Genomic DNA, 15,584 nt, shown 5'->3' with positions numbered 1-15,584 from the left:
CGGTCAGCGCGCCCAGGCCGCGCTCCACCGCGTCCAGTCCGGCGGGCGTCGCCATGGGGTGACGGCTTCCGTCAACAGCTGGCCGCCTTCGGCGAGTTCACCGCGGTGGCCGAGCAGCTGATCGCGGAGGGCGAGACCGTGGTGGCGCGGCTGACCGTCAGCGGCCGGCACACCGGCGCCCATCCCCGTATGCCGCGCCCCATCCACCGCACCTGCTCCGTCGAGCAGATCTGGATCTTCACCGTGCGGGAGGGCAGGATCGCCGAGATCCGTGCGGTGAGCGACCGGCTCGGAATGTTCCTCCAGCTGGGCTGGGACTGGCCTGCGTAGCCTGCCGATCATGTGGCGGGAAGCGCCGAAGATCACGCCGCGGCCCAGGTCATGGACGGGTTCCGGGCCCCGTCCGGGATTCGATTACGCTCAAGGCCATGGCCGACGCGACGCACAAGCTGATCCTCCTCCGCCACGGCGAGAGCGAGTGGAATGCGAAGAACCTGTTCACCGGCTGGGTGGACGTCAACCTGAACGAGAAGGGTGAGAAGGAGGCGGTCCGCGGCGGAGAGCTGCTCAAGGACGCCGGCCTGCTCCCCGACGTAGTGCACACCTCCCTCCAGAAGCGCGCCATCCGCACCGCGCAGCTCGCCCTGGAGTCCGCCGACCGGCACTGGATCCCGGTGCACCGCAGCTGGCGGCTGAACGAGCGCCACTACGGCGCGCTCCAGGGCAAGGACAAGGCGCAGACCCTGGCCGAGTTCGGCGAGGAGCAGTTCATGCTCTGGCGCCGCTCGTACGACACCCCGCCGCCCGCCCTGGAGGACGGCGCCGAGTTCTCGCAGAGCGACGACCCGCGCTACGCCGCCATCCCCAGCGAGCTGCGCCCGCGCACCGAGTGCCTCAAGGACGTCGTCACGCGCATGCTGCCGTACTGGTACGACGGCATCGTCCCGGACCTCGTCGCCGGCCGTACGGTCCTGGTCGCCGCCCACGGCAACAGCCTGCGCGCGCTGGTCAAGCACCTCGACGGGATCTCCGACGCGGACATCGCCGGCCTGAACATCCCCACCGGCATCCCGCTCTCCTACGAGCTGGACGCCGACTTCCGCCCGCTCAACCCGGGCGGCACCTACCTCGACCCGGAGGCCGCCAAGGCCGCCATCGAGGCCGTGAAGAACCAGGGGAAGAAGAAGTAAAACTCTGTGATCATGCCCCCTACCAGCAGCTTTCTCGCTGATAGGGGGCATGATTCATAGCCGGGGCCGTCCGTGGGCCGTCACGTCGATTTCCGGGCCTTGTCGTAGATGGTGGCGATGGCCTTCTTGGTGCGCTCCTGGCTGCTCGGCATTAGGTGTGCGTACACCCTGAGTGTCAGCCCGGGGTCACTGTGCCCCAGATACTCGCTCACAGCCTTGATGTTCTCCCCGCCGTCCAGCAGCGCTGACGCGTAGAAGTGCCGCAGAGCGTGCATCCCGTGCTCGCGGGCAGCGGCGTAGCTCTCCGCCCTGCTCTGGCGGTCGGGTATGACTCCGGCAGCCACAAGGGCAGGCTTCCATGCCTCCTCGTTCAGGGAAGTGCGCCAGACGTGGTTACCCATCGGCCCCGTGAAGATCAGGCGCTCCGTGACCTTCGGCCCGTCTACCGTCCTCCAGGGCAACGTGATCTTGACCGGTGGGAACTGCTTCATGTGGGATCGAAGCACGTCAGCCACGGGGCCCGGGAGCGGCACATCCCGTAGCTTTCCACCCTTCGGCGGGGCGAATACGGGCTTGCTCCGGCTGAGCTTCAGCTGACGCACGACGTGCAGGGTCTGGGTCTCGAAGTCGAGGGCGCTCACGGCCACCCCGAGGATCTCCCCCTGTCGGAGTCCGCAGCCGCCCCCCAAGTCGACCATCGGTTGATAGCGCTCTGGCATGGCAGCACGTACGGCGAAGACACGTGCCGGCGTCCATGGCATGACGCGTTTGGGCTCCACCTCCGGCGGCTTCACTGAGCGGGCAGCACAAGGGTTGCGCGTCAGGTACTCGTCATCGACGGCCGCGCTCAGCACCCCTCGCACGTTGGAGTAGATGGTCCGGGCGTACGAACCCGCCACGCCGTTCTTCTTCATTTCCAGCTGCCAGTTCCGGATGTGCTCCGGCCGGAACGAGCCAAGAGGACGAGAGCCGATGTACGGAAAGGCGTGCAGCCTGAGCTGCGAAGTCATGGACGCCTCGGTATTCGGGTCGTCGGCCGCGGCGGGCAACCACTTCTCGGCGTACTCCTGGAACGTGGTCTTGGACTTAAGGGGGTCAACGTACTGGCCTCGGGACATGTCCGCCTCGATATGCAGGAGCCACTGCTCAGCGAGGCGCTTCTTGCCGTCGGGGAAACTCTTCGACTTCTCGGTGCCATCGGGGCCGATGTAGCGGGCGCGGTAGCGCATGCCGGTGCCGTAGCGGTCGGTCTTGATACGGCGGCTCTTGCCGTCGGGCCCAGGTTCGGTCTTGTACCAGCGGTCTTGGATGTGGCCTGCCATGCGGTGGCCCTTCGGGCATGGTGCGGGGCGGGGCCCTTTAGGCCCCGCCCCGCTGGTGGGTGGCGTTGGGTTGTGGGTCAGGCGGCTTCGTCGTCGGCCATGCGCTGCTCGGCCCAGGCGCTGACGGCGGCGGGGTCGTAGCGGAGGTGCTTGCCGACGCGGAACGCGGGAGGGCCGGTGCGCTTCTTGCGCCAGGCGTAGACGGTCTCGACGCTGTCCAGCTGGAACAGATCGACCAGGTCTTCGGGCTTGAGGTAGCGGTCCGGGAGGCCACCTCGGAGGGTGGCTATTGCACTGGCCATACGGGCCTCCATCGATTACGCATCGTGAAGATGCAGCGGAGCGCGGATTGCTGCGCGGACTCGCGCTGCGGCTACGGATGCCGCCGCAGAAACCGCAGAATCCGCAAAAATGCCCGGAGATGCGGTGTGACCTGCGGCAATGACGGTGCGGGGGTGGCTGCCGCAAAAATCGCGGGAATTGCCGCAAAAATCAGCGGCGGGGTCGTGGCTCATGCCTTGGGCTCCCGTACCTGGGGGTGGATGAGGTAGCGGGGGGCCGGGGGCCGGCCGCGCTTGCCAGTGCGGGGCGGGGTGTCGGTGCGGAGGTAGCCGTGTTCTTCCAGGAGCGCCATGACGGGCTCCAGGTCGCCGACGGAGGGGAATTCGGAGCGGGAGAGCTTGGCGAACAGGTCGCGTCGGCTGACGCTCTCCCAGCCGTTGTCCTCCAGGACGGCCAGGAGGATGCGGGCGCGGGCCAGGGTGGTGTCGGCGCCCATCAGGTCGAAGACGGTCAGGGCGTGGGTGGTGAAGTAGTCGCCGATTTCGATGGCGGCGTCCATGGTGTCGCCGCTGATGGGCTGGGTGTAGCCGTCTTCGAGGTGCTGGCCGAGGTGGAGGAGTCCGGCGATGCGGGCGCTGGCGCCGACCAGTTTGCTGGCCCAGTTGGTGATGTGCGCCAGCCGCCCACCGCGGGCGCGGAGCTGGGGTTCGAGGCGCTGGTCAAAGGCGCGGAGGGCCTGGTGGGCCTCAGGGGTGAGCCGGAGGACGGCGGGATCGGTCCACTCGGCTAGCGAGAGCGTCAGGGCCGTGATGGTGCGGTCGTAGCGCGCTGCGACGTGGTCGGGGATGGGGTCAGGGTCGGACTTGCGGTAGCCGACCAGGGATTCGGGCAGCGCGTACAGGAAGCGGGCGAGCAGGCCGCGGCCGTCGAAGCTGCGGTTTTGGCCGATGTCTTTGAGGACGTCGGGCTGGACGGCCAGGCCCATGGTCAGGGCCGGTTCGTCGATGTTCTCGTCCCTGGTGCGGCGGTCGACGCGGAGCCAGTCCCCGGCGTGGCCTTTGAGGAAGACTTCCATGTTGGGGGTGCCGGAGTAGCGGCCGGCGATGATGTCGAAGATGCCGCCCTCAGCGGACATCACCGACAGGCGCCCGCCCTGTTCGCTCATGAGGGTGGTGAGGGTTTCGGGTGTGGAGTCGTCGGCCAGCAGGCGCGGTTTGACCGGGACTTCGAGGCTTTCGGCGGCTTGGGCCAGGGCGATGGCCTCGGCGGTCAGCCCGTCGCGTTCGGCGCCCTCGGCCTTGGATGCCTGAGCGGCGGCCTTGTCGGCGGCCTCGCGGGCCATCTTGGCGGTCACCTCGGCTTCGGCGATGCGCCCGGCTGCCTCGGACATGAGCAGCTTCTCGGCCGCGTGCAGCGGGGCGGTCATGGCCGAGAAGACGGCCGACTTGCGGTTGCCCGGGGGCAGGGCGACGACCGTGAACAGGTTCGTCGGTTCGCGCCAGCGCCCGCGGAGCTGGACGACGACGCGGCCGCCGGCGGCGGTGGCGAGGACGGCGAGGGACAGGGTTCCGGCGAGGCCGGGCGGGGTCTGGGTCTCCTCGGTCAGGGCCTCCACGAAGTCCCGCAGCCAGTCGGGGAGGACCCAGGTGGGGAAGGCGGGCAGCTTGGGCTGGTGGTTGAGCGGGATCGGCTCCTGCCATGTGGTGGGCAGAGTCTCGGCGCCCAGGGCCAGGGCCTGGCGCAGGTCCTCGGCCGTGGTGTCGGGGGAGAGGCTGGCCTGGACGATGCGGGTGCCTGCCTCGATGCTGCGGCGGCGCTGAGCCAGGTCGCGGACGATCTCGGCGTAGTACCCCGCGTTGGCGGTGGTGGGGACGGCCTGGATGAGGGTGATCAGGTAGCTGCGTCCGCCGACGCGGTGGAGGTCACCGGCCTGTTCGAGGTGGTGGCCGACGGTGATCGGGTCCACGCCCTGGCTTTGGGCGTGCAGGTGGAGGATGGCGCGGTGGATGGTCTCGTGGGCCGGACGGTAGTGGTCGCCCGGGTCCATGGTCGCGCTGACCTCGGCGATGACGTCCGTGGAGAGCATGAGGGCGCCGACGACGGCCTGTTCGGCATCCAGGTCGTTGGGCGGGATGCGGGTGAAGTCATCGCCGGTGTGGCCGGGCATGGGTGGCTCGGAGACGTGCTGCCCATGTGCGGGTGGAGGTGTCATGCTGAGGGTTCTCCTGTTTCTTCGAAGGGACGGAGAGCCGGGGCGGTCGCGGTCTTGTGGTGAGAGGCAACCGCCCCGGGCGTATCTACTGGGTGTCGGTGTTCCGGCCGCGGTGCCACAGGACGTATTCCTGGCGGACGTAGCCGCGGGGGTTGGCTTCCGCCGCTGGATGCTCGGGCCAGTACGGTTGGCCGCCGTAGTCGCCGTCTCCGGCCTTGTCGCAGTCCAGCAGGAAGGTGGCCGTTGCCTGGGCTTCCTCCGCGGCGATGCCCGGCTCTTCGGGGTCGTTGCGCAGGGCGATGCGGTCGAGGAACGCAGCCTGTCGCAGGTACCACTCGCGGTCGAGCTCGTCGTGCCAGTCGGCCGCGGTCCGGTAGAGCCAGGTGAACTCGTCGGCGATGCTCGGGGCACCGACGTACGCCTCATCGGGCGTCGGCCACCCAGAGGCCTCCTCGTCGTCGGTGTCGGCGGCCATGGTGTCGAGCTGGAGGAGCAATTCGCCAAGCTGGTGGCGGGTGATGTCGCGGGTGTAGGGCTGGTGCCAGCCGACGCAGTCCAGCTTGATGGTCACGAAGTTGTTGGGGTTGAAGCCCACGTCAGCGGTCCTTTCCTGCGTACTGGGCGAGCTGGGATTCGAAGTTGTCGTCATCGCAGCTATCGCGGTAGCGGCCGTAGGGCCCGCCCTGCGGGCCGGGGATCTTCGCGACGACCGTGCGGGCCTCGGCGGCCATCTCGTCGGGGGTGGGGAGCACTCCGGTGGACAGGTCGATGACCCAGTCGAGGCCGTTTTGCGGGACGGAATCTTTGTCGCCCCAGCCGACCATCCAGCCCCTCTCCTCCGTCCACAGAAGGCTGACCTCGGTCTCGATGCCGTAGGCGGGGGCCGTGATCGCGCGGTCGAACTCGATGTAGGCGTCGCGAGGGTCGTCGTCGCTGCCGCCCCAGTCGGCGACGGTCAGGCCGGCCGCGTCCAGGGCATCGGCGACGGCCTGGATGTAGGGCTCGTGGGACACGTATTCGGTGCTGTCAGCCACTCGGGATCTCCTTGTCGATGCCGGTGCCGGGCAGTTCTGGCAGTCCGGCGCGGGTGAGCTGTGCGTGGTCAAAGCCGGGCAGTCCTTCGCGTGCCGCGCGGGCATCGGAGAGCTGGACGGCATAGGCCAGGGATTCGATCTGGGTGCGGGATCGGATGAGTTCGAGGTGCTCGGTGTGGCGGTGGTCCTCGCGCACGGCCTCCATGCGCTGCTGGTGCGCGGTGGCCTCGCGGCGGTCCTGGCGCCAGTAGCGGGCGGCCAGGACGTAGCCGAGGATCGTGGCGACCGCCCACAGGACCAGGGCAGGGGCGAGGGGTTCGGCGTAGGCGGCCACCCCGGCCACGGCAAGGGCGCCGGAGGTGGCGAACGCGGTAGCGGTGAGTTCGCCGTTGCCGTGCCGTCCAGTGGCCGCCACGGTGCCGGCCAGCGCTGCGGCACCGGCGAGGGTGCCCATCAACCAGGCGTCGCCAACGGAGTGTTCGGCGCCATTGGCGTTCCAGATCCGGGCCAGGATCAGCACGGTGGAGGTGGCGACGGCCGGCGCTGCTTTCGGGGCCGCGGCGGCGAGCCGGTGTCGCGCGGTGAGGTGGTCGTTCACGGCCGGCCCTACAGGTGCCGCACGGAGTCGACAACGGCGTGGGTGAGCTGGTTGATCGGGCCCGACGCTCCGGTGGAGGCGAGCAAGAAGCCGAACATGATGGCCACGAACGCGGAGCCGTAGCCGAGGGTCTTGGAGCGGAGCAGGAAGAACAGGACGAGGCCGAACAGGGCGACGAGGGAGATGGTCACGGCCATGCCGGGATTCCTTTCTGGGTGGTGGGGTTGGGCTTCGGGGCGGGGTGGTGGGCGGGGCAGGAGGCTGCCGCGAGACCGAGCAGGACGATGGCGGCGGCGGTGCGCAGTGCGCTGCGCATCAGCGGGTGCCGTCGCGGTGGAGGCGGGCGGCGACGTTGAACAGGTGGCGGCCGACGCGGATGCGCTTGCGGTCGCCGTGGCAGCGGCGGCAGGTCTTGCCGGGGCTGAGGCGTCCGCGGCGGTCTTTCTTGAGCGCGTAGCCGAAGCCGCGGCACTTGCGGCAGTTGCCGAACGGGCTGACCGCACACAGAGCTACGTAACAGAAAGTAACTATGAGTGGGAAGGTGATAGCGAGGGCGGTGGGGGTCATGAACGGCCTCCAGGGCGGTTTTCTGGGGTTTCCGCAGGTGGGCCGCTATCCGCTAGCGGCCTGATCAGATGTGGTGCGGGGCGCTAGCGGGGCCGCTAACGTTAGCGAGGGTTACTGCTAGCGATAGCGGCCCCGCGGGCTCATCCGGCGTCGCGCTTTCCGTCACGCTCTGCTACTGCAGCGGTGATGTGGGCGCGCTCGATGCCGCGCCGGTTGACGACCTTGCCGTTGATGCGGCGGCCGATCTGGACGGTCTCGATGCCGTAGGGCTTGAGGGCGGTGGTGAGCTGTTCGGCGGCCCATTCGCCGTAGACCTCGGGCCGCAGCTCGGCCAGGCGGGCCACGACGGTTTCGTTCCAGACCTTGGCCTCTTCGGCCGGGATCACGCCGAGGAGGTCCCGCAGCAGGTCATACGCTGCCGATGCGTCCGCCTCGGGCTCCTCGCCGAGCGCGTGGCCGGAGAGGGTGCCGGCGTCCTCGCGGGCCGTTCGGGCCCGCAGCGCGATGGCGTCGGCGCCGACGCCATCGACGTAGACGGAGCCGACGATCCGGGCGTCGGAGCCTTCGCCGACGAAGTAGTGGATGCCCTTGTCGGCCCAGGAAAACATCGTGGCGCGCACCCCGCGCTTGTAGGCGGAGGTGCCCAGGACCATGTCGTTCTCCAGCTGGCCCATGACCTTCAGGCACCAACGGGCCGAGGCGTTCGCGGAGATGCCGGTGGGCAGCGCCTTGGCGTCCGGCCGCTGGGTGGCCAGCAGCAGCACGATCCCGGTGGCCGGGCCGCGCTTGACCAGGTCGGTGGCGATCTCCTCGAACTCGTCCTTGTACTTGGGGTGTTCGAAGAGGACCTGGCACTCGTCCACCCCGATCACGATCGGGTGCAGCCCGAGTTCCTTCTTGCTGGCCAGCTCGGACGTCACCTTCGACTCTGGGCAGATGTCGCGGGGCAGGGAGCGGATCATCTTGGTGCGGCGCCGCAGCTCGTTGCGCAGCTCGCGGAAGTCCCGGATGACGTACTCGATGGCTTCGTCGTCATCGCCGGCGGCGTGCCGGTGGGAGACGGCGTTGCCGACGGGGTCCAGGTCGCCGGTGCCCTTCATGTCGTAGGTGTGCAGCTCGGCCCTCGGGTCCAGGGCAGCGATGAGCAGCAGCAGCCGCAGCAGGAAGGTCTTACCCATGCGGGGGATGGCGCCGATGATGCCCGCGATGTACATCAGCGTGACGCTGACCCAGCGTCCCCGCTGGTCGGTGCCGAACGGCACCGGCTTGAACAGGTCCACCGTCCCGGACTTGGCCAGCGGCCACGCAGGCTTCTTGGCCTTGGACATGTCCTGGTCGCCCACCCACAGCACCAGGCGGCCGGTGTGCTCGTCAGGCACTGCCTCGGGCCACACGCAGCCCAGCGGCCGACGCAGACCTGAGGCCAGCTTGTCGCGGCGCTCGATGACGTCGGTGACGGTCACGCCGTAGGGCAGGTCGCCTTCAGCGCGCCAGCCGGGGCCGTCGCGGGTGATGGGCGCGGTGAAGGTGAATCCCTCGCGGCCCTTGGACTGGGCCTGGTTGATCGCCGGGATACCCAGCGCGCCCAGCGCCCTCAGGACGATGTCCGAGGTGAGCTTCTGGGCCTTGGGCAGCTCCACGGCCCGGTTGATGACGGGGGCATCGGCCGCGTCCCCTGCCCAGCCCAGGGCCAGGACGATCGTGCTGACCGACAGGGTCATGAGCCAGGCCGGGGCGAGCACGTACAGGGCGAGCGCGGCTCCCAGTCCGATGAAGGAAGCCAGGACCACCACCAGCGTGCGCAGCCGCACGCGGCCGTCGCGCTGGCGGGAGAGCTTGAGGTAGGTGGCAGCGTCCTCCTTGGCCACCATGGCGCGGCGCACCGGGTCGCCTTCCCCGTCAGAGGCCCAGCGCATCGTGCCGCCCAGGAACCTCGCTGCCCCTCGCGGTGCCTGGAAGGCCAGGCGTGCGGCGTAGACCGGGGAGCGCAGCGCGTGGTACCCGGCCATGTGGCCATAGTGGCCGGCGACCCAGGTGGCGGCTGTCTTCAGCTCGTCAGTGGACTTCAGCCACTCCGGGACGATCGCCCGGCGCTTGGCCCCCATCAGCCTGCCCAGGTAACCCGGGCCCTTGATGTCGGGGCCGTCCACCAGCACCCGGGCGGATAGATCCGTTTGCGCGGGGCGGCCGGTGGTCGGCTCCGGGTTGGGCGATTCGTCGGCTGCCTCGCGGGCGGAGCGGGCCTTGTTCAGGTCCACCACCTCCGCGCCCTCCTGGCGGGCGGCGTCGGCGGCCATATCGGCTTCAAGCCGGTTGAACAGTTCGCGGTCGTCGTCGTGATTCACTGCTGCTTCCTTCCGGAAACGGGAGGTGGAAGGGGCCCGGACGGCGCTTTGGCCGGCAGACGTCCGGGCCCCGTGAGAACGGGGACGGGGCAGGTCAGAGCTGGTTGGGCTCCAGGGAGAAGAAGACGACGTTGGCGCGCGCCATGTCGGGGTCCTCCGCGGCGATCTCGGCCTTGATGTCCAGGAACACGTCGTGGCGGGTGGTGCCCTGCGGCGGGGTCCAGGTTCCGTAGAGCGTCTGCATTGCCCGGCCCGGCAGTTCCACGGTCATGACCCAGTGGTGGGAGCCCTGCGTCTTGGCGGTCTGGGTGGTCACGGTGCATCTCCTCGGTCGATCGTCTGTTGATCAGTCAGGCGTGGTCTGGGGTATTGGCGGCGCCCGGCCGCTGTCTTGCCGGTCTTGTGGGGTGCGCTGGCCAGCGGTAGATGGGGAGGGTGGCCATCACGCAGCCGCCGTATCTGCCCCGTCCCCCACAGCCCGCAACTGCGGCCGGGAGGTCTCGTCATCGCGGACGGCGAGGATCTGCTTGCGTCCCCACGACTCGCTCATGCCGTACGCCTCACCCAGCGCGCGGGCACTGAGCACCAGGCCGGCCTGTGCGGATTCGAGGTACGTACGGCGTGCTTCCTGTCGCAGCCGCTCCAGCTCCGCCTCTTCGTACTGCGCCCGCAACAGCGCCTCATCAGCCGCCTGGAACTGATCCGCGCGGGGGGTGTGCGGATCGGTATCCCGCACACCCCCCGCACGGTGTGTGACCTGTGCGAACGACTCATCATCCGCATCGCCCTGCGGGGCGTCGGCGGGTTCTTCGGCGGACGGGAGGACGTGGTGTGCGGGGGTGTGCGGAAGGGCAACCGAGTCGGTCTCGTCCGGCCCGCACACCTGCCGTGCGGCGGGTGGTGCGGTGACCGTGAACATGGCAGCCAGGGCGGCGTCCGCGCCTTCGGTGACGCGCTCCCGCTGGATGTCCAGCAGCTGCCCGCCCAGGGACGCATCCCCCAGGCCGACCTTCCGCGCCAGCTTCCACGACGTGCGCTGCGACCGCCTCTTGACCCGCGCGTCGGGGTGGTTGGCAGCGCGCGCCTGGTGGTAGGCCAGCGCCCGCACCACCGCGGCGGCCTTCACCTCAGCTTCGGCATCGCGTCCGTCCTGGTGCACCACGATGCGGCGCGCCAGGAACGCCATGCCCTCCGCGGAGACGCACATGCCCATCGGGGTAACCGCGTAGATCACGGTCCGGCCCGGATCATCAGCGGCCATGGCCGCCATCGCCGAGGCAGCAGCAGGAAGAGCCCACAAGCCCGCCCGGACGATCAGCGGCGAGGACTGCCCCAGCATTGTCAGACCAAGCAGCACCAGCGCCAGAACGGCGGTTGCTCCCTCGCCGGCCGCCACTGCGCCCAGCGCCGTACCGGTGCCGTAGGCGCGGCTGATGTTGCTGAACGTCCCCGCCCCGCCCGCGATGCCGGTGGCGAGCATGGGCACGAACGCGGCGGTCAGAACGACCTTCTGTGTCTTGGTCAGTGGCCTGCGAGAGGTCATCAGGCCACCTCCTGAGAGGTTCCGCGGCGACCCGCGCGCCGACCGTTAACCGTGCGGTGGGCAGCTTGGGAGCCGTCGGCGATGCGCCAGCCGCCCCCGCACTGCTTGGCCTCGTACATGGCCTCATCGGCCCGCCGCTTCCAGGTGGAGAGGTCTCCGGACCCCCGCGGGGCGACAACGGCGCCGACCGAGGCACCCAACGGCACCTCACGGCCCTCGATGGTGACCGGCTCGCACAGCTTCGCGTGCAGGATCCACAGCTGGCGTTCCAGGCCCTTCCAGCGCCCTGCCAGTTCTCCGGCGGGCGGGCGGTGAATCACGGCGGCAAACTCATCCCCACCGAGCCGTCCCGCGATCCCCCGGGCGTGGGCCCACAGCGCCAGGCACTTGCCCGTGGCGCGGATCGCCTCATCCCCGGCCGCATGGCCGAAGGTGTCGTTGAGGGTCTTCAGGCCGTCCAGGTCGATGACCACGACCGCCGTGGTCCGCTGGCGCAGCAGGCGACTGGCCCGAGGGTCGAATCCGTCGCGCCGCAGCAGGCCGGTCAGCGGATCCTGGCGTGCGGCGCGCAGTTGGTGGCGCATCCACAGGGTGTGTGCACCCCAGGCACCTGCCAGGGGCCCGGAGGCAGCGGCGAAGGTCAGCAGCTCACTCATCAGGCCGCCGCCTTCCGGTTCACGCGCCCCTTGTCCTTGGCCGGCCGCGCCAGCGGCACGACGGCGGTCAAGGCGTCGGCGTAGAGGGCGTCCCAGGCGGCGATCTCGTCGCCCGCCTCGGCCTGTTCCCGCAGGTCTGCGAGCACGTCGCGGGCGGCGTCCAGGCGGGCCTGGTGCTCGTCGGGCTTCTCGACGTCCAGCGGGCCGCGGAACAGGTCGCGGTCGATACCGAGGGGCTGCTCGGTGAAACCGAAGGCCAGTTCCTCGAACTCGGCCTGACTGCCGATCTCATGATGGTCGATGTACGAACGCATGGTGGGTCGTCGTCTCCTGTGTCGAAGGGACGGAGGCCGGGGCGGTCGCGGTCTTGTGGTGAGAGGCGACCGCCCCGGCAGGAACGCGGATCAGGCGGTGACGCGGGCGGAGATTCGGCTACTTGCGTCCGCGCCAGGCGCTGGCCGCGGCGTTGCCGTGGCTGCGGGCGTGCCCGGCTTGCTCACGGGCTGCCGCCTGGTTCTCCGGGCTGTTGTGGGTCCGGTAGTCCTCGCGGGCCTGAGCTTGCAGCTCCTGAATCTCGCTGCTCTGTGCATCGCTGCGGGAGCGGAATATGCTCACCTTCGATCCTTTCTGGGATCACAGGGCGCGCCCGTTAGCTGCCAGGCGAGGGGGCGTGCCCTGCTTCGTGTCGTGGGCTTGGAGCCGAGCTGAGCGGCTCCCCTCACCGCCCGTACGAGACGGGCGGATCGGGCAACGCGTCAACGGCGGTACCAGGGGACGTTCTTCTCGGTCTCCGCCACGCGGGCGTTCAGCTCCAGGTAGGTGTCGGACTCCTCGCGGATGCCGGCCTTCTTCTCCTGACGCTGGTTGTCTTCCAGAGCCCGCTTCGCGGCCTGGTACTCAGCGATCGCCTGAGTGTCGGTCTTGCGTCCGAACATGTCTGCTCCTCGATTCGGAGATGGAGCCCAGCGCTCCCCACCGCCCCCGGCCGCGAACGGCCCGGAGCGTCTGGGCAACACGGGGTTGCGAGGTGCAGGCGCGGCTCGTAGCCGCGCGACCGCCTTTTCGACTCGGGGAGGCGGGGCCCACCTATTCAGTTCTCAAGGAACGGTCGCTTCCGACGAGCGTGGTAACCCCTGGTCAGGGGCACCCGTCTTCACGGCGCACGCCGGAGCACTGCGAGTGGGTTACCTAGGTAACTCCTCACGCAGAGAAAGTTACCTAGGTTGCTTTCGCGAGGTCAAGCCCCTTCGGTGGAGTGAAGGAAATGACCTAGGTTGGATAGGCTCTAGGCATGGATTGGAAGCCCGAGAAGCCCCCGACAGCCAAAGAGATCGCCGCCAAGTTCCGGGGCGACATCGCCGACGGCTCGTACGGGCCCGGCGCCCGGCTGCCCGGCGCCCAGGGCCTTGCCAAGAAGCTGGGCGTGGCGCTCATGACGGTGCAGAGCGCCTACAGGCAGCTGGCGGAAGACGGGCTAGTCGAGGGCCGTCAGGGCAGCGGGACGTACGTGATCGACCCGGTTAAGGGCGAGCCCACGGCTCAGCAGGCTGCCGCGAGCCTGCGAGACCTTCAGGAACAGCTGAAGCATGTCACCTCCCAGTTCTCTGACCTCCGCGACCGGGTTGAGAGGCTGGAAGCCGGCCGCTCCGGTCGCGCTGACGAGAACCAGTAAGCCTCATGTCGCGCTGGTTGACAGTGGACAGGGGTTAACACCCCTGCCGTGATAACTGTTAACTCCCCACGTCAACGGTGGTATTGGGACATCATGAGAGTCCGCCGCATCGCCTGACCCTGGGGGAGCGATGAAGACGAAGTTGCAGGCCATCCGCAAAGCCCATGGATGGTCACAGGCCGAGTTGATGGACGCGGTAGTGGACGCTGCCGAACGACTTGGGATTGACCTGCCATCGCGGTCCAGCCTGAAAACCCAGATCTCGATGTTCGAAAACGGCCGCCGGTCGCCCGGAGATGATTACCAGGCGATCTTCTGCGAGGTCTATCAGACGACCAGGCTGGAGCTTGGCTTCACCTTGGAGACTGCCCCGTCGCAGCTCGATGCCTTGCCCGTGCTGCCAACTCCACGCATTACGGCTCCTGCGGTCACCCCCGAGGTGCTGGCCTACCTCAAATCGGTGTTCGTCCAGCACGCGCAGGCGGAGCCGCTGGTCGGCCCGCGCTTTCTCGCGCCGGCGGTCCAGAGTCAAGTGCCCCTGATTGAGCAACTGTGCTCGGACGCAGCCGGACCACTCCGGGGCGACGTACTCCGCGTGGGGGCGCGCTACTCGGAGTTCCTGGGGTGGTTGTACCAGGACACAGGGGATTCCCAGTCGGCGATGCTGTGGACGAACCGGGCCCTTGACTACGCGTACGAACTCGACGACCCGACGCTGAGTGCCTACGTTCTCCAGCGGCGCAGCAATATCGCGAGTGAGGCGGGGCAAGCCGGTTACGCGCAGGGGCTCGCCAACGCCGCGTTGAAGCACGCAAGCAAGATCCCCAGCCAAGTGCAGGCGGTTGCCCTGCGGGCCCGGGCCAATTCGCTGGCCCTGCTGGGAGACCGGGAGGGCAGTGCCCGTGCACTGGATGAGGCTCGCGTTTTCGCGGATAGGACGCCCGAAGAGGACGGGGGCCTGGCTACGTACGTCTCGGTCTCGTACATCGACATGGAGGCGGCCAACTGCGCCATCGCCCTCAACCGTCCGCAGGACGCAGTGAAGACCTAGAAGAGAGCCTGACGCGGTGGCCGGCTCAGCAGCAACGCGATCGAGGACTCTGCCTCGCCCGTTTGGCCACTGCATACGCGCAGCTCGGGGACCTGGAAGGCGCCATCAACGCTGCCTCTCAGGCCGTGAGCATCGCGCAGACGACCGGCTCAGCGCGTATTTTGGCGGAGCTGTCTCGCCTGCAAACGCACCTCGAACCCTTCCGGAAGCTCGTGGAGATTGCGGAGTTCAACCGCGTCGTGGGCACTATGAAGGGAACCTGACCGGACTAAGGAGAACCGTGAGCCTGCTTCCCACGATCACCACCACCGACGTTCAGGAACAGTCGCCCCGAGTCGCCGTTCTTCCGATCGGTTCGTACGAGCAACATGGCGCGCATCTGCCGCTCGTCACGGACACGGCGATTGCCTGTGTCATCACCCGCGAGCTGGCTTCCGCGTACCCCGTGCTCGCATTGCCGCCCATATCGATCGCGTGCAGCCACGAGCACGGAACGTGGGCGGGAACGGTGAGCATCAGCGCCCGTACGCTGCACCTGCTCGTTACGGACATCGCTGCGTCGCTGGAAGCCAGTGGCGTCCGCAAGCTCGTGCTCGTCAACGCGCATGGCGGGAACTACGTACTCTCCAACATCGTCCAGGAAGCCAACCTGACCGAAGCACGGATGTCGCTCTTCCCGCAGAAGTACGAATGGAGCCGGGCCCGCGAGCGCGCCGGCCTGGTCTCGGATTCGTTCGGCGACATGCATGCGGGAGAGATCGAGACCTCGATCCTTCTGCACGCGGAACCTGATCTGGTCCGTCCCGGCTTCGAGACCGCGGATCACGATGGAGGCGACCGGCGCTTTCTCCTGACGCAGGGCATGAAGGCGTACACCGAGTCGGGGGTTATCGGTTTCCCGTCGTATGCCACGGCGGACAAGGGAAAGGCCATCCTCGCGAGCCTCGTTGAGGACTTCGCCGAACATCTTCGCGTGCTGGGCGAGTGATCGTGGCCGGGTGCTCCCACGATTGCGGCAAGCACCGTGGGAGCACCCAAGGGCCGCCGCATCTATTTCTGCGGAAATTCTGGTGATTTTTGCGGCAACTGCCGCCGTGCTTCATTGCCGCAGG

General features: G+C 68.6%; 21 protein-coding genes. 5 read left to right on the top strand and 16 right to left on the bottom strand.

All coding sequences use genetic code 11. The features are described from left to right. Positions 1-78 precede the first annotated feature (78 nt). Both SNA_RS36045 and SNA_RS36040 read left to right on the top strand, forming a co-directional pair. A complete protein-coding gene (locus SNA_RS36045; RefSeq protein ID WP_078970441.1) occupies positions 79-330 on the top strand; it encodes an ester cyclase in 252 nt (83 codons plus the stop codon). Positions 331-428: 98 nt separating this feature from the next. Further along, positions 429-1,190 carry a phosphoglyceromutase gene (locus SNA_RS36040; RefSeq protein ID WP_030063800.1) on the top strand — a complete coding sequence of 254 codons (762 nt, stop codon included), beginning with the start codon at positions 429-431 and terminating at the stop codon, positions 1,188-1,190. An 80-nt stretch (positions 1,191-1,270) separates the two neighbouring features. On the opposite strand, the gene SNA_RS36035 is transcribed toward SNA_RS36040, so the two are convergent. From SNA_RS36035 to SNA_RS35965, 16 genes are all read right to left on the bottom strand, one after another. Next, positions 1,271-2,512: a tyrosine-type recombinase/integrase gene (locus SNA_RS36035; RefSeq protein ID WP_030063801.1), complete on the bottom strand. Its 1,242-nt coding sequence runs from the start codon at positions 2,510-2,512 to the stop codon at positions 1,271-1,273. Between the two features lie 77 nt (positions 2,513-2,589). Continuing rightward, the gene (locus SNA_RS36030; protein ID WP_044368584.1) at positions 2,590-2,814 is read right to left on the bottom strand and encodes a helix-turn-helix transcriptional regulator; all 225 of its coding nucleotides are present in this window, start codon (positions 2,812-2,814) and stop codon (positions 2,590-2,592) included. 209 nt (positions 2,815-3,023) lie between these two features. Further along, entirely contained in the window at positions 3,024-5,006 is a 1,983-nt protein-coding gene (locus SNA_RS36025) for a DUF3987 domain-containing protein (RefSeq protein WP_338059851.1), read from the bottom strand. Positions 5,007-5,091: 85 nt separating this feature from the next. After that, positions 5,092-5,601 carry a hypothetical protein gene (locus SNA_RS36020; RefSeq protein WP_051877123.1) on the bottom strand — a complete coding sequence of 170 codons (510 nt, stop codon included), beginning with the start codon at positions 5,599-5,601 and terminating at the stop codon, positions 5,092-5,094. Position 5,602: 1 nt separating this feature from the next. Continuing rightward, positions 5,603-6,040 carry a DUF6292 family protein gene (locus SNA_RS36015; protein ID WP_030063805.1) on the bottom strand — a complete coding sequence of 146 codons (438 nt, stop codon included), beginning with the start codon at positions 6,038-6,040 and terminating at the stop codon, positions 5,603-5,605. Continuing rightward, positions 6,033-6,638 carry a hypothetical protein gene (locus SNA_RS36010; RefSeq protein ID WP_044368582.1) on the bottom strand — a complete coding sequence of 202 codons (606 nt, stop codon included), beginning with the start codon at positions 6,636-6,638 and terminating at the stop codon, positions 6,033-6,035. The genes SNA_RS36015 and SNA_RS36010 overlap by 8 nt, the downstream gene beginning before the upstream one ends. 8 nt (positions 6,639-6,646) lie before the next feature. Continuing rightward, the gene (locus tag SNA_RS36005; RefSeq protein ID WP_030063808.1) at positions 6,647-6,835 is read right to left on the bottom strand and encodes a hypothetical protein; all 189 of its coding nucleotides are present in this window, start codon (positions 6,833-6,835) and stop codon (positions 6,647-6,649) included. Continuing rightward, a complete protein-coding gene (locus tag SNA_RS44900) occupies positions 6,826-6,954 on the bottom strand; it encodes a hypothetical protein (RefSeq protein ID WP_275042042.1) in 129 nt (42 codons plus the stop codon). The genes SNA_RS36005 and SNA_RS44900 overlap by 10 nt, the downstream gene beginning before the upstream one ends. After that, positions 6,954-7,205 (bottom strand): hypothetical protein, encoded by a 252-nt coding sequence (locus tag SNA_RS36000; RefSeq protein ID WP_030063809.1) that lies wholly within the window; start codon positions 7,203-7,205, stop codon positions 6,954-6,956. The genes SNA_RS44900 and SNA_RS36000 overlap by 1 nt, the downstream gene beginning before the upstream one ends. Positions 7,206-7,345: 140 nt before the next feature. Continuing rightward, entirely contained in the window at positions 7,346-9,550 is a 2,205-nt protein-coding gene (locus tag SNA_RS35995; RefSeq protein WP_044368579.1) for a cell division protein FtsK, read from the bottom strand. Between the two features lie 94 nt (positions 9,551-9,644). Then, positions 9,645-9,866 carry a hypothetical protein gene (locus SNA_RS35990; protein ID WP_030063811.1) on the bottom strand — a complete coding sequence of 74 codons (222 nt, stop codon included), beginning with the start codon at positions 9,864-9,866 and terminating at the stop codon, positions 9,645-9,647. A 126-nt stretch (positions 9,867-9,992) separates the two neighbouring features. Next, positions 9,993-11,093, bottom strand: a complete 1,101-nt coding sequence (locus SNA_RS44560) for a conjugal transfer protein (protein WP_241779979.1) — start codon at positions 11,091-11,093, stop codon at positions 9,993-9,995. Further along, entirely contained in the window at positions 11,093-11,749 is a 657-nt protein-coding gene (locus SNA_RS35980) for a GGDEF domain-containing protein (RefSeq protein WP_030063814.1), read from the bottom strand. Before SNA_RS35980 ends, SNA_RS44560 begins: the two co-directional genes overlap by 1 nt. After that, a complete protein-coding gene (locus tag SNA_RS35975) occupies positions 11,749-12,063 on the bottom strand; it encodes a hypothetical protein (RefSeq protein ID WP_030063815.1) in 315 nt (104 codons plus the stop codon). The genes SNA_RS35980 and SNA_RS35975 overlap by 1 nt, the downstream gene beginning before the upstream one ends. 118 nt (positions 12,064-12,181) lie before the next feature. Continuing rightward, positions 12,182-12,364 carry a hypothetical protein gene (locus SNA_RS35970; protein ID WP_037788690.1) on the bottom strand — a complete coding sequence of 61 codons (183 nt, stop codon included), beginning with the start codon at positions 12,362-12,364 and terminating at the stop codon, positions 12,182-12,184. Positions 12,365-12,504: 140 nt separating this feature from the next. After that, a complete protein-coding gene (locus SNA_RS35965; protein WP_030063816.1) occupies positions 12,505-12,684 on the bottom strand; it encodes a hypothetical protein in 180 nt (59 codons plus the stop codon). Positions 12,685-13,040: 356 nt separating this feature from the next. Between SNA_RS35965 and SNA_RS35960 the strand changes: the two genes are divergently transcribed. The 3 genes from SNA_RS35960 (at position 13,041) to SNA_RS35945 (ending at position 15,460) form a co-directional block, all read left to right on the top strand. Then, entirely contained in the window at positions 13,041-13,421 is a 381-nt protein-coding gene (locus SNA_RS35960) for a GntR family transcriptional regulator (RefSeq protein WP_044368577.1), read from the top strand. A 130-nt stretch (positions 13,422-13,551) separates the two neighbouring features. After that, positions 13,552-14,472 carry a helix-turn-helix transcriptional regulator gene (locus tag SNA_RS35955; RefSeq protein WP_030063818.1) on the top strand — a complete coding sequence of 307 codons (921 nt, stop codon included), beginning with the start codon at positions 13,552-13,554 and terminating at the stop codon, positions 14,470-14,472. Positions 14,473-14,752: 280 nt separating this feature from the next. Continuing rightward, entirely contained in the window at positions 14,753-15,460 is a 708-nt protein-coding gene (locus tag SNA_RS35945) for a creatininase family protein (protein ID WP_030063820.1), read from the top strand. Positions 15,461-15,584 lie beyond the last annotated feature (124 nt).

The organism is Streptomyces natalensis ATCC 27448 (assembly GCF_000935125.1).
Taxonomy (GTDB): Bacteria; Actinomycetota; Actinomycetes; order Streptomycetales; family Streptomycetaceae; genus Streptomyces; species Streptomyces natalensis.
This window is presented reverse-complemented; position numbering and strand designations above follow the sequence as displayed.